The organism is Pseudomonas sp. 1176_21, assembly GCF_052850635.1.
Genome location: NZ_VXCV01000002.1, coordinates 591,585 through 603,847 on the forward strand (window position 1 = coordinate 591,585; position 12,263 = coordinate 603,847).

Annotated in this window: 13 protein-coding genes; 9 read left to right on the top strand and 4 right to left on the bottom strand. The window is 64.9% G+C overall.

Going from position 1 to position 12,263, the window contains the following annotated elements; genetic code table 11:
* The 3 genes from ctaD to FW760_RS07795 are packed head-to-tail and all read left to right on the top strand — an operon-like array spanning position 1 to position 3,073.
* Entirely contained in the window at positions 1–1,593 is a 1,593-nt protein-coding gene (gene ctaD, locus FW760_RS07785; RefSeq protein ID WP_054916033.1) for a cytochrome c oxidase subunit I, read from the top strand.
* Between the two features lie 10 nt (positions 1,594–1,603).
* Positions 1,604–2,173, top strand: a complete 570-nt coding sequence (locus tag FW760_RS07790) for a cytochrome c oxidase assembly protein (RefSeq protein WP_043862279.1) — start codon at positions 1,604–1,606, stop codon at positions 2,171–2,173.
* 12 nt (positions 2,174–2,185) lie between these two features.
* Positions 2,186–3,073, top strand: a complete 888-nt coding sequence (locus tag FW760_RS07795) for a cytochrome c oxidase subunit 3 (protein ID WP_116052455.1) — start codon at positions 2,186–2,188, stop codon at positions 3,071–3,073.
* Positions 3,074–3,079: 6 nt separating this feature from the next.
* On the opposite strand, the gene FW760_RS07800 is transcribed toward FW760_RS07795, so the two are convergent.
* Positions 3,080–3,283 carry a twin transmembrane helix small protein gene (locus FW760_RS07800; protein WP_043862281.1) on the bottom strand — a complete coding sequence of 68 codons (204 nt, stop codon included), beginning with the start codon at positions 3,281–3,283 and terminating at the stop codon, positions 3,080–3,082.
* Positions 3,284–3,345: 62 nt separating this feature from the next.
* On the opposite strand from FW760_RS07800, the gene FW760_RS07805 reads away from it, so the two are divergent.
* Genes FW760_RS07805 through FW760_RS07825 form a run of 5 tightly spaced genes read left to right on the top strand, consistent with a single transcriptional unit; the run spans position 3,346 to position 7,247 of the window.
* Entirely contained in the window at positions 3,346–4,086 is a 741-nt protein-coding gene (locus FW760_RS07805) for an SURF1 family protein (RefSeq protein ID WP_054916032.1), read from the top strand.
* Positions 4,052–4,639, top strand: a complete 588-nt coding sequence (locus FW760_RS07810) for a hypothetical protein (protein ID WP_058541993.1) — start codon at positions 4,052–4,054, stop codon at positions 4,637–4,639. The genes FW760_RS07805 and FW760_RS07810 overlap by 35 nt, the downstream gene beginning before the upstream one ends.
* A 12-nt stretch (positions 4,640–4,651) precedes the next feature.
* Positions 4,652–5,734: a COX15/CtaA family protein gene (locus FW760_RS07815; RefSeq protein ID WP_054916030.1), complete on the top strand. Its 1,083-nt coding sequence runs from the start codon at positions 4,652–4,654 to the stop codon at positions 5,732–5,734.
* Positions 5,719–6,618 (top strand): heme o synthase, encoded by a 900-nt coding sequence (cyoE, locus tag FW760_RS07820; protein WP_043862285.1) that lies wholly within the window; start codon positions 5,719–5,721, stop codon positions 6,616–6,618. The genes FW760_RS07815 and cyoE overlap by 16 nt, the downstream gene beginning before the upstream one ends.
* Positions 6,615–7,247 (top strand): SCO family protein, encoded by a 633-nt coding sequence (locus FW760_RS07825; protein ID WP_043862286.1) that lies wholly within the window; start codon positions 6,615–6,617, stop codon positions 7,245–7,247. Before cyoE ends, FW760_RS07825 begins: the two co-directional genes overlap by 4 nt.
* A gap of 119 nt (positions 7,248–7,366) precedes the next feature.
* Here the strand turns inward: FW760_RS07825 and FW760_RS07830 are convergent, their stop codons facing one another.
* The 3 genes from FW760_RS07830 to FW760_RS07840 are packed head-to-tail and all read right to left on the bottom strand — an operon-like array spanning position 7,367 to position 9,879.
* Positions 7,367–8,140 (bottom strand): MetQ/NlpA family ABC transporter substrate-binding protein, encoded by a 774-nt coding sequence (locus FW760_RS07830; RefSeq protein ID WP_116052456.1) that lies wholly within the window; start codon positions 8,138–8,140, stop codon positions 7,367–7,369.
* Positions 8,141–8,200: 60 nt separating this feature from the next.
* Complete coding sequence (locus FW760_RS07835; protein ID WP_043862288.1) at positions 8,201–8,872, bottom strand: methionine ABC transporter permease; 672 nt, start codon at positions 8,870–8,872, stop codon at positions 8,201–8,203.
* A complete protein-coding gene (locus FW760_RS07840) occupies positions 8,872–9,879 on the bottom strand; it encodes a methionine ABC transporter ATP-binding protein (protein ID WP_054916029.1) in 1,008 nt (335 codons plus the stop codon). Before FW760_RS07840 ends, FW760_RS07835 begins: the two co-directional genes overlap by 1 nt.
* A 218-nt stretch (positions 9,880–10,097) precedes the next feature.
* On the opposite strand from FW760_RS07840, the gene katE reads away from it, so the two are divergent.
* Positions 10,098–12,254, top strand: a complete 2,157-nt coding sequence (gene katE, locus FW760_RS07845; RefSeq protein ID WP_116055263.1) for a catalase HPII — start codon at positions 10,098–10,100, stop codon at positions 12,252–12,254.
* Positions 12,255–12,263 lie beyond the last annotated feature (9 nt).

Below are 12,263 nucleotides of genomic sequence, written 5' to 3' on the forward strand. Positions count from 1 at the left end.
ATGAGTACAGTCATCGACGACCACGGTCATGCCGCCCATGACCACGCCCACGGCCCGGCCAAGGGCCTGATGCGCTGGGTGCTGACCACCAACCACAAGGACATCGGCACGATGTACCTGTGGTTCGCCTTCGCCATGTTCCTGCTCGGCGGCTCGTTCGCCATGGTGATCCGCGCCGAGCTGTTCCAGCCCGGCCTGCAGATCGTGGAGCCGGCATTCTTCAACCAGATGACCACCATGCACGGCCTGATCATGGTGTTCGGTGCGGTGATGCCGGCCTTCGTCGGCCTGGCCAACTGGATGATCCCGCTGATGATCGGCGCGCCGGACATGGCCCTGCCGCGCATGAACAACTTCAGCTTCTGGCTGCTGCCGGCAGCGTTCCTGCTGCTGGTATCGACCCTGTTCAGCCCCGGCGGCGGGCCGAATTTCGGCTGGACCTTCTATGCCCCGCTGTCGACCACCTACGCACCGGCCAGCGTGACCTTCTTCATCTTCGCCATCCACCTGATGGGCATCAGCTCGATCATGGGCGCGATCAACGTGATCGCCACCATCCTCAACCTGCGCGCCCCCGGCATGACCCTGATGAAGATGCCGCTGTTCGTCTGGACCTGGCTGATCACCGCGTTCCTGCTGATCGCGGTGATGCCGGTGCTGGCCGGGGTGGTGACCATGATGCTGATGGACATCCATTTCGGCACCAGCTTCTTCAGCGCCGCCGGTGGTGGCGACCCGGTACTGTTCCAGCACGTGTTCTGGTTCTTCGGTCACCCCGAGGTGTACATCATGATCCTGCCGGCGTTCGGCGCGGTCAGCTCGATCATCCCGGCGTTCTCGCGCAAGCCGCTGTTCGGCTACACCTCGATGGTCTACGCCACCGGGGCCATCGCCTTCCTGTCGTTCATCGTGTGGGCGCACCACATGTTCGTGGTCGGCATCCCGGTGGTGGGCGAGCTGTTCTTCATGTACGCCACCATGCTCATCGCGGTGCCCACCGGGGTGAAGGTGTTCAACTGGGTGAGCACCATGTGGGAAGGTTCGCTGACCTTCGAGACGCCGATGTTGTTCGCCATCGCCTTCGTCATCCTGTTCACCATCGGCGGTTTTTCGGGGTTGATGCTGGCCATCGCCCCGGCCGACTTCCAGTACCACGACACCTACTTCGTGGTGGCGCACTTCCACTACGTGCTGGTGCCGGGGGCGATCTTCGGCATCTTCGCCTCCGCCTACTACTGGCTGCCCAAGTGGACCGGGCACATGTACGACGAAACCCTCGGCAAGCTGCACTTCTGGCTGTCGTTCATCGGCATGAACATGGCGTTCTTCCCGATGCACTTCGTCGGCCTGGCGGGCATGCCGCGCCGGGTGCCGGACTACAACCTGCAGTTCGCCGACTTCAACATGGTGTCGTCGATCGGCGCGTTCACCTTCGGCGTCACGCAGATCTTCTTCCTGTTCATCGTGATCAAGTGCATCCGTGGCGGCAAGCCGGCCCCGGCCAAGCCATGGGATGGCGCCGAAGGGCTGGAATGGTCGGTGCCCTCGCCCGCGCCCTACCACACCTTCCAGACCCCGCCGGAAGTGAAATGAGGGTGCTGCCATGAACGAGCGCACGTCGCTGCGGCGACTGGTGACGCGGCTGATGCTGCTGACCGTGGTGATGTTCGCCTTCGGCTTTGCCCTGGTGCCGATCTACGACGTGATGTGCAAGGCCTTCGGCATCAACGGCAAGACCGGCGGGCAGTACGCAGGCAGCCAGGTCAGCGACCCCACGCGCTCGGTGAAGGTGCAGTTCCTGTCGACCAATGCCAGCGACATGGTCTGGGACTTCTACTCCACCGCCGACCAGATCGACGTCAACCCGGGCGCGGTGAACCAGATGATCTTCGTGGCGCGCAACCCCACCGACAAGCCGATGACCGCCCAGGCCATCCCCAGCATCAGCCCGGCGGAGGCGGCCGCGTACTTTCACAAGACCGAATGCTTCTGCTTCAGCCAGCAGGTGCTGCAGCCGGGTGAGCGCATCGAGATGCCGGTGCGCTTCATCGTCGACCGCGACCTGCCCAAGGATGTGAAACACCTGACGCTTGCCTACACGCTGTTCGATATCACCGCTCGCCAGCCGCCGGTGGCCCACGTGGCCACCCAGACCGTACAGAGCGCCCGATAAGGAGAACGATCCATGGCTGCTCATCAGCACTACTACGTACCGGCGCAGAGCAAGTGGCCGATCATCGCCACCCTCGGCATGCTGATCACGGTGTTCGGCCTGGGCACCTGGTTCAACGACATGAAGGCCGGCCACGAGGACTCCCATGGCCCGCTGATCTTCTTCGTCGGCGCACTGTGCCTGGCCTACATGCTGTTCGGCTGGTTCGGCGCGGTGATCAAGGAAAGCCGCGCCGGGCTCTACAGCCCGCAGCTGGACCGCTCGTTCCGCTGGGGCATGTCGTGGTTCATCTTTTCGGAGGTGATGTTCTTCGTGGCCTTCTTCGGTGCGCTGTTCTACGTGCGCCACCTGGCAGGCCCGGCGCTGGGTGGGGAAGGTGCCAAGGGCGTGGCGCACATGCTGTGGCCGAACTTCCAGTTCGCCTGGCCGCTGCTGCATACCCCCGACCCCAAGCTGTTCCCACCGCCCAGCGATGTGATCGACCCGTGGCACCTGCCGCTGATCAACACCATTCTGCTGGTCAGCTCCAGCGTGACCATCACCATCGCCCACCATGCCCTGCGCAAGGATCACCGCGGTGCGCTGAAATTCTGGCTGGCGCTGACCATCGTGCTGGGCTTGGCGTTTCTCATCCTGCAGGCCTACGAGTACCACGAGGCCTACACCGAACTGGGCCTGACCCTGCATTCGGGGATCTACGGCGCCACCTTCTTCATGCTCACCGGGTTCCACGGGGCCCACGTGACTATGGGCACGATCATCCTGTTCGTGATGCTGATGCGCATCCTGCGCGGGCATTTCAGCGCAGACAAGCACTTCGGCTTCGAGGCGGCCAGCTGGTACTGGCACTTCGTGGATGTGGTGTGGGTGGGGTTGTTCATCTTCGTGTATGTGCTGTAGCCGCGCCTAGAACGGCGCGTGGGACACCAGTTGGCCGCTGTAGAAACCCCAGGCGACCAGCGCCAGGGTGATGGCGGCCAGGCTGACACGGATTTTCAGGGCGGTGAGCAGGCGGGTCGAGTTGTCATCGTCCTTGACCAGAAAGAACAGGCCGCTGAACAGGCTGATCACGGTCGCCAGCAGCATCAGGACAATCGCGGCTTTGAGCATGGCGGTACTCCGGGGGATGCGATGACTACAACAAGTATAGCGACAGCCGTTGCGGGGCCCCGATGAGGCCGTTCCGCCCCGGCCGGGTGCCGACCCTGGTGGTGATGTTGCTGCTGCCGGGGCTGATTGCGCTGGGCTGCTGGCAGTTGGGGCGCGCCGCCGAAAAGCGCGAGTTGCTGGCCACCTATGCAGAGCGCCGGGTGGCAGCGCCCCTGGCCAGCGAGCAGCTGGCGCAGGCGAGCGACCCGGCCTATCGCCGGGTGCACCTGTATGGCCGTTTCGACCGCACCCACAGTGTGCTGCTCGACAACCGCCTGCGCGACGGCCAGGCCGGGGTCGAGCTGCTGCAACCCTTTCACGACCAGGCCAGCGGCCTGTGGCTGCTGGTCAATCGCGGCTGGCTGCCCTGGCCCGACCGGCGTGTGGCGGTGCAGTTCAGCACCCCCGAGACACCGCTTGCCCTGCAGGCCTGGGTATATGTGGCGCCGGGCAGCACCTTCCAGTTGCACGCCGACCCGCAAGGGGGCCGCTGGCCGCACCTGCTCACGGCGGTGGATGCCGCGCAGCTGTGGCCGCAGCTGGGCCGCGAGGGCTTTGCCCATGAACTGCGCCTGGAACCGGGCCCGGCCAGCTACCGGCTGGACTGGCCAGTGGTAGCGATGGGCCCGGAGAAACACCTGGGCTACGCCGTGCAATGGTTTGCCCTGGCCGCGGCGCTGGTTGCGCTGTACCTCTATTTCGGCTGGCACAACGACAAGGAGAACCACCATGGGCGCCGTCATGCATCCATCCGGCACGTCTGAAGTGCCGCGCCGTCGTTGGCGCGGGCGGTTGCAGCTGATTCTGATCCTGCTGGTGGTGGTGGGGCCGATGATGCTCGCCACCGGCATGTACAAGCTGCAGTTCTGGGTGCCGGAAAGCCGCAGCTACCACGGCGAACTGATCGGCAACGGCCAGGGCCGCGCCGAGCTGGGGGTCGCGACCGACGAGGCGCGCTGGCAGCTGCTGGTCAGCACCCCTGGTGACTGTGACGCAGACTGCCAGCAACTGGTGTACCTGGCGCGCCAGGTACAGATCGGCCTTGGCCGCGACGCCGCCCGTGCCAGCCACGCGCTGGCCGCCGGGCAACCGTTGAGCGAGGCGTATCAGGCCAGGCTTGCGCGCGAGTACCCGCAACTGCAGCGCTATGCGCTGGAGCTGGCGCAGTACAGCAGGGCCGCCGGGGGCCTGAAGGGCGCGCAGCTGTGGATCGTCGACCCCCACGGCAACCTGGTGTTGCGCTACGACGCACGGGTCAAGGGCAAGGACCTGCTCAACGACCTGCGCCATCTGCTCAAGCTGTCCAACATCGGCTAGGAGGCACGCACCATGGCCAGACCCGGATACCGCCTCGCCGTGTTCGCCACCTTCCTCGCGCTGGTGGTGGTGCTGCTGGGGGCCTATACCCGCCTGACCCACGCCGGCCTGGGCTGCCCCGACTGGCCGGGCTGCTACGGCTTCATCAGCGTGCCCAAGACCGAGGCGCAACTGGCACATGCCGAACGCCACTACCCGGACACGCCGGTCGAGGCCCACAAGGGCCGCAACGAGATGGTGCACCGTTATTTTGCCGGCACCCTGGCGCTGGTGATCGCCATGCTGGCGGTGCAGGCGCTGCGTCGGCATGGGCACAACGGCCAGCCGTACCGCCTGCCGCTGCTGCTGTTGGCGGTGGTGTTCTTCCAGGCCGCGTTCGGCATGTGGACGGTCACCCTCAAGCTGTGGCCGCAGGTGGTCACGGCGCACTTGCTGGGCGGCTTTGCCACCCTGAGCCTGCTGTTTCTGCTGAGCCTGCGCCTGTCGCGCGCGTTCATGCCCCTGCCCGGCCTGCCGCTGCGGCTAAGGCGCCTGGCGGCACTGGCGTTGCTGCTGGTGATCGGGCAAGTCGCCCTGGGCGGCTGGGTGAGCGCCAACTATGCCGCGGTGGCCTGCGTCGACCTGCCGACCTGTCACGGCCAGTGGTGGCCCGAGGCGGATTTTGCCAACGGCTTTCACCTCACCCAGCACATCGGCCCCAACTACCTGGGCGGACAGCTCGACAGCGAGGCGCGTACCGCCATCCATATCACCCACCGCCTGGGGGCGCTGCTGGTCACGCTGGTGTTGCTGACCCTGGCCTGGCAGCTGCACGCTATCGGTCTGCGGCGCCTGGCCAGGCTGGTGCTGCTGGCGCTGGCGGTGCAGGTGGGGCTGGGCATCAGCAATGTGGCGTTCGGGCTGCCGCTGGCGGTGGCGGTGGCGCACAACGCCGGTGGCGCGGCGCTGCTGCTGACGCTGGTGCTGGTCAACTACCGCACGCGCCTGGCCACGCAGCCCAAGGCGCGCAGGGTCAGCCAGGGCTGGCGCCTGACGCCGCTGCGCCCGGTGGGCGTGGTGCATTATCTGGGAGAGAACCCATGGCAACGCTTCTGAACCCCGCGCGCCAGCAGGCGCTGTGGCGCGACTACCTGGAGCTGACCAAGCCCAAGGTGGTGGTGCTGATGCTCATCACCTCGCTGGTGGGGATGTTCCTGGCCACCCGCGCGGGCGTGCCATGGACGGTGCTGGTGTTCGGCAACCTGGGCATCGGCCTGTGTGCGGGTGCCGCGGCGGCGGTCAACCATGTGGTGGACCGGCGCATCGACGCACTGATGGCGCGCACCCACAAGCGGCCGCTGGCCGAGGGGCGCGTCGCACCGCTGGCGGCGCTGGCGTTCGCCTTGCTGCTGGCGGTGCTGGGCATGGTGCTGCTGCTGAGCTTCACCAACGCACTGACCGCCTGGCTGACCCTGGCCTCGCTGCTGGGCTATGCGGTGCTCTACACCGGCTTTCTCAAGCGGGCCACGCCGCAGAACATCGTGATCGGCGGGCTGGCCGGGGCGGCGCCGCCGCTGCTGGGCTGGGTGGCGGTGACCGGGCATGTGGGCGCCGAGCCCCTGTTGCTGGTGCTGATCATTTTCGCCTGGACCCCGCCGCACTTCTGGGCCCTGGCCATCCATCGCAAGGAGGAGTACGCCAAGGCCGATATCCCGATGCTGCCGGTGACCCACGGCGAGCACTACACCAAGCTGCACATTCTGCTGTACACCGCCGCCCTGCTGGCGGTGAGCCTGTTGCCTTACGTGATCCACATGAGCGGGCCGCTGTACCTGGCCTGCGCCGTGGTGCTGGGCGGGCGCTTCCTGCACTGGGCCTGGGTGTTGTACCGTGGCAGTCGGCCGCACGCGGCGATCAGGACCTTCAAGTACTCTATCGCGTACCTGTTCCTGCTGTTCATCGCGCTGCTTGTTGACCATTACCTACTGTTGAACCTATGACTCGAACCCAGAAAACCGTTTTCATCCTCGTTGCCCTGGTCGCACTGATTCTCGGGCTTACCATCAACAAGGTGCTGAGCAATCGCAGCCAGGGCGACCCCACGGCGCTGATCGATGCCGGGATCATCCTGCTGCCGCAGAGCCGCCAGGTGCCGGCGCTGCAGATGACCGACGAGAACGGCCAGCCGGTGGTGCTGGACCAGCTCAAGGGCAAGTGGTCGCTGCTGTTCTTCGGCTACACCTTCTGCCCGGACATCTGCCCGACCACGCTGGCGCAACTGCGGCAGGTCAAGAGCGAGCTGCCCAAGGAGGCGGTGGACCGTTTGCAGGTGGTGCTGGTGAGCGTCGACCCGAACCGGGATACACCGGCGCAGTTGAAGACGTACCTGGGCTACTTCGACAAGGATTTTCGCGGGGTGACGGGGTCGCTGGAGGATACGCAGAAGCTGGCCAATGCGGTGAGCATCCCGTTCATTCCGGCCGATACCAGCAAGCCGAACTACACGGTCGATCACAGTGGCAACCTGGCGCTGCTCGGGCCGGATGGTACCCAGCGCGGGTTCATTCGGGCGCCGTTCAACAACCAGAAGCTGGTGGCGCAGTTGCCGGGGCTGGTCAAGCGCGACTGAAAGCTTCGCGGGTCAAGCCCGCTCCCACAGGTACAACCCTGGTTTCAAGGGCGGTGGAGAACTTGTGGGAGCGGGCTTGACCCGCGATGGGCTGCGTAGCAGCCCTTGGCATTTCTGAATCAGAACGCTGGCTTGACCGCGCCCTTGTACTTCTCTTCGATGAACTTCTTCACTTCAGGCGTGTGCAGTACTGCTACCAGCTTCTTCACCGCGTCCGAATCCTTGTTGTCCTCGCGGGTCACCAGGATGTTCACATAAGGCGAATCGCTGCCTTCGATGACCAGGGCGTCCTTTTCAGGGTTGAGCTTGGCTTCCAGCGCATAGTTGGTGTTGATCAGCGCCAGGTCGACCTGGGTCAGCACGCGCGGAATGGTGGCAGCTTCCAGCTCACGGAATTTCAGGCCCTTGTCGTTGCCGGTGATGTCCTTCACGGTCGACAGGATGTTGGTGTTGTCCTTGAGCTTGATCACGCCAGCCTTGTCCAGCAGCAGCAAGGCACGGCCGCCGTTGGTGGCGTCGTTGGGGATGACCACGGTGGCGCCCGATGGCAGTTCGTCGAGCTTCTTGAGCTTGTTCGAATAGGCGCCCAGCGGCTCCAGGTGCACGCCGGCAACGCTGACCAGGTGAGTGCCCTTGGCCTTGTTGAACTCGTCCAGGTACGGCTGGTGCTGGAAGAAGTTGGCATCCAGGCGCTTCTCGGCCACCTGCACGTTGGGCTGGACGTAGTCGGTGAACACCTTCACCTTCAGGTCCACGCCTTCCTTGGCCAGCGCCGGTTTGACGAACTCGAGGATCTCGGCGTGCGGTACCGGGGTGGCGGCAACAGTCAGGGTCTCGGCCGCGTGGGCAGAGAAGGCCGCGACGGCGGCAACAGCAGCAAGCAGTCTTTTCATCTAATCGCTCCTTGTGAGGGCCGTTCCGGCCCCCGGCGCGTCGGCGTGGCCGACCCTTGGTTACTTACGGGAAAAATGCACAACCAGTTTGTCGCCGACACTCTGCAGAACTTGAACCAGCACCAGCAGCAGTACCACGGTGACTACCATCACGTCGGTCTGAAAGCGCTGGTAGCCGAAGCGGATGGCCAGGTCACCCAGCCCGCCGGCACCCACCACACCCGCCATCGCGGTGTACGACACCAGGGTGATGGCCGTCACGGTGATGGCTGCGAAGATGCCCGGCCGCGCTTCGGGCAGCAGGGCGTTCATGATGATCTGGCGCGTGGTGGCCCCCATCGACTGGGTGGCCTCGATGATGCCGCGGTCGACCTCGCGCAGGGCGGTTTCCACCAGTCGTGCGAAGAACGGCGTGGCACCGACCACCAGTGGCGGGATGGCCCCGGCCACGCCCAGCGAGGTGCCGGTGATGAGCACGGTGAACGGGATCATCACGATCAGCAGGATGATGAACGGCAGCGAACGCAGCACGTTGACCACCAGCGACAGCAGCGCATACACGCGCTTTTCTTCGAACAGCTGGCGCGGGCCGCACAGAAACAGCAGCACGCCCAGTGGCAGGCCCAGCAGTACGGTGAACAGCAGCGAGCCGAACAGCATGATCATGGTATCGATCGTGGCCAGCCAGATTTCGGCCCAGTCGATGTTGGCAAAGAAACTCAGGGCGTCCATCAGCGCAGTACCTCCATATGAACATCTGCCGCAATGAAGCGGGCAAATGCCGCCTCGATGTCGCCACCGGTGATGGCCAGGGTCAGTTGACCGTAGGGGGTGTCCTTGATGCGGTCGATACGCCCGGCGAGGATGCTGTAGTCCACCCCGGTTTCACGGGCCACGGTGCCCAGCAGCGGCGCATAGGTGGCGTCGCCCTGGAAGGTCAGGCGCACGATGCGCCCCGGTACATGGGCAAAATCGTCGCGCTGTTCGCTTTCGTCGACCTGCTCGTCTTCCTGCACGAAACGCTTGGTGGTCGGGTGCTTGGGGTGCAGGAACACCTGCGCCACCGGGCCCTGTTCGACGATCTGCCCGGCGTCCATCACTGCCACCTGGTCGCACACGCGGCGGATCACGTCCATCTCGTGGGTGATGAGCACGATGGTCAGCTTCAGCTCGCGGTTGATCTCGGCCAGCAATTGCAGCACCGAGGCGGTGGTTTGCGGGTCCAGGGCGCTGGTGGCTTCGTCGCACAGCAGGATCTTGGGCTTGGTGGCCAGGGCGCGGGCGATGCCGACGCGCTGCTTCTGGCCGCCGGACAGCTGTGCCGGGTATTTCCTGGCATGCTCGCTCAGCCCTACCCGGGCCAGCAGCTCGCCGACGCGCTGGTCGATCTCGGCGCGCGACATGCGCCCGGCCAGGGTCAGCGGCAGCGCCACGTTGTCGGCCACGGTCTTGGAGGCCAGCAGGTTGAAGTGCTGGAAGATCATCCCGACCTGCTGGCGGAAGCGGCGCAGGTCGTTGGCGTTGAACGCCGTGACGTCTTCGCCGTCGACGATGATCTTGCCGCCGCTGGGAGCCTCGAGACGGTTGATCAGGCGCAGCAGGGTACTTTTGCCGGCACCGGAATGGCCGATCAGACCGAACACCTGGCCGTCTTCGACGCGCAGGCTGGTCGGGTGCAGTGCGGGGATGTCCCTACCGGCGACGCGGTAGGTTTTATGGACTTGTTGAAACTCGATCACGTAGCGAACCTTGTGGGGCGCATGAAATAGGGTCAGCTGTTAGCCGGGGGGCGCATTTTAGCCTGTTCGTATATAGGTTCTTAGCATTTATTTCGTGTTTGACCAACGCTTGAGGAATAACGCGATCAGTGGTTGCTCGCTGGTCATTCGAAAGGAACGCCCGGCACTCCTGTCAGTCACTACCTGAAGAGCCCCATCCAGGGGCCCCGCGTACGATGATGAGGAGTTGCAGACCCATGCCCAGCAAGAAGAATGCGCCCCAGGAAAGTCAACTCGCCGGCGCCCAGACGCCCGACAAGGCCAACACCAACGCCAAGCTGCAGAGCCTGGAGCCGTTTCGCAGCGATGCCACCGGCCAGGCGCTGCGCACCAACCAGGGGGTCAAGGTTGCCGACAACCAGAACACCCTCAAGGCCGGTGACCGCGGCCCCTCGCTGCTTGAAGACTTCATCATGCGCGAGAAGATCACGCATTTCGACCATGAGCGCATTCCCGAGCGCATCGTGCATGCCCGCGGCACCGGCGCGCATGGCTACTTCCAGGCTTACGAGTCGCATGCCGCACTGACCAAGGCCGGCTTCTTGCAGGACCCGGACAAGATCACCCCGGTGTTCGTGCGCTTCTCCACCGTGCAGGGGCCGCGTGGCTCGGGTGACACGGTGCGCGACGTGCGCGGCTTTGCCGTCAAGTTCTTTACCGATGAGGGCAACTTCGACCTGGTTGGCAACAACATGCCGGTGTTCTTCATTCAGGACGCAATCAAGTTTCCCGACTTCGTGCATGCGGTCAAACCCGAACCGCACAACGAGATCCCCACCGGCGGTTCGGCCCACGACACCTTCTGGGACTTCGTCTCGCTGGTGCCCGAGTCGGCGCACATGGTGATCTGGGCGATGTCCGACCGCGCGATACCGAAAAGCCTGCGCACCATGCAGGGCTTTGGCGTGCACACCTTCCGCCTGATCAACGCCGAAGGCGTGGCCAGTTTCGTCAAGTTCCACTGGAAGCCCAAGCAGGGTGTGCATTCGCTGCTGTGGGACGAGGCGCAGAAGCTGGCGGGCAAGGACACTGACTATCACCGCCGCGACCTGTGGGAAGCGATCGAGACCGGCAACTACCCGGAATGGGAACTGGGCGTGCAGATCGTGCCCGAGGCCGACGAGCATAAGTTCGAGTTCGACCTGCTCGACCCGACCAAGATCATCCCCGAAGAGCTGGTACCGGTGACGCCGCTTGGCAAGATGGTGCTCAACCGCAACCCGGACAACTTCTTTGCCGAAATCGAGCAGGTGGCGTTCTGCCCCGGTCATATCGTGCCGGGCATCGACTTTTCCAACGACCCGCTGCTGCAGGGCCGGCTGTTCTCCTACACCGACACGCAGATCAGCCGCCTGGGTGGCCCGAACTTCCACGAGATCCCGATCAACCGGCCCGTGGCACCCAACCACAACGGCCAGCGCGATGCCCAGCACCGTACCACCGTGCACAAGGGCCGGGCGTCCTACGAGCCCAACTCCATCGATGGCGGCTGGCCGAAGGAAACCCCGCCGGCGGCGCAGGATGGCGGCTTCGAGACCTACCCCGAGCGCATCGAGGCGCACAAGGTGCGCCAGCGCAGCCCCTCGTTCGGCGATCACTTCTCCCAGGCGCGGCTGTTCTTCCAGAGCATGAGCCCGACCGAGCAGGAGCACATCATCAGTGCCTACAGCTTCGAGCTGGGCAAGGTGGAGCGCGAGCATATCCGTGCCCGCGAGGTGAACGAGATTCTCGCCAACATCGACCTCAAGCTGGCGGCGCGGGTAGCGCAGAACCTTGGCCTGCCGGCGCCCAAGACCGGCACCGTGGACGTCAAGCCACAGTCGCTCAAGGCTTCGCCGGCGCTGAGCCAGATGAACCTGCTGGGCGAAGGCATCAAGGGGCGCAAGGTGGCGATTCTGGTGGCCGATGGCGTGGATGCCACGCTTGTGGACCCGCTGGTGAAGGCGTTGCAGGCCGAGAGCGCCCAGGGCGTGCTGCTGGGGCCGACCTCGGCACCGGTGAAGACCGCTGCCGGCAAGACCCTGGCGGTGGATGCCTCGATGGAAGGCATGCCGTCGGTGGTGTTCGATGCGGTATGGATCGCCGGTGGCAAGGCCAGCCTGCAGGCCCTGAGCGGCGATGGCGTGGCGCTGCACTTCGTGCTGGAGGCCTACAAGCACCTCAAGCCGCTGGGTACCGACAGCGATGCCAAGGCCGTGCTCGACAAGCTGGGCCTCAAGGCGGATGAAGGCATGGTGGTGGGCAGCGATCAGAAGGCCTACAAGGCGTTGATCGCGGCGATTGCCAAGCACCGGGTGTGGTCGCGGGAAGCGGCCGCCAAGGCCATTCCGGCGTAGTCAAAAAGG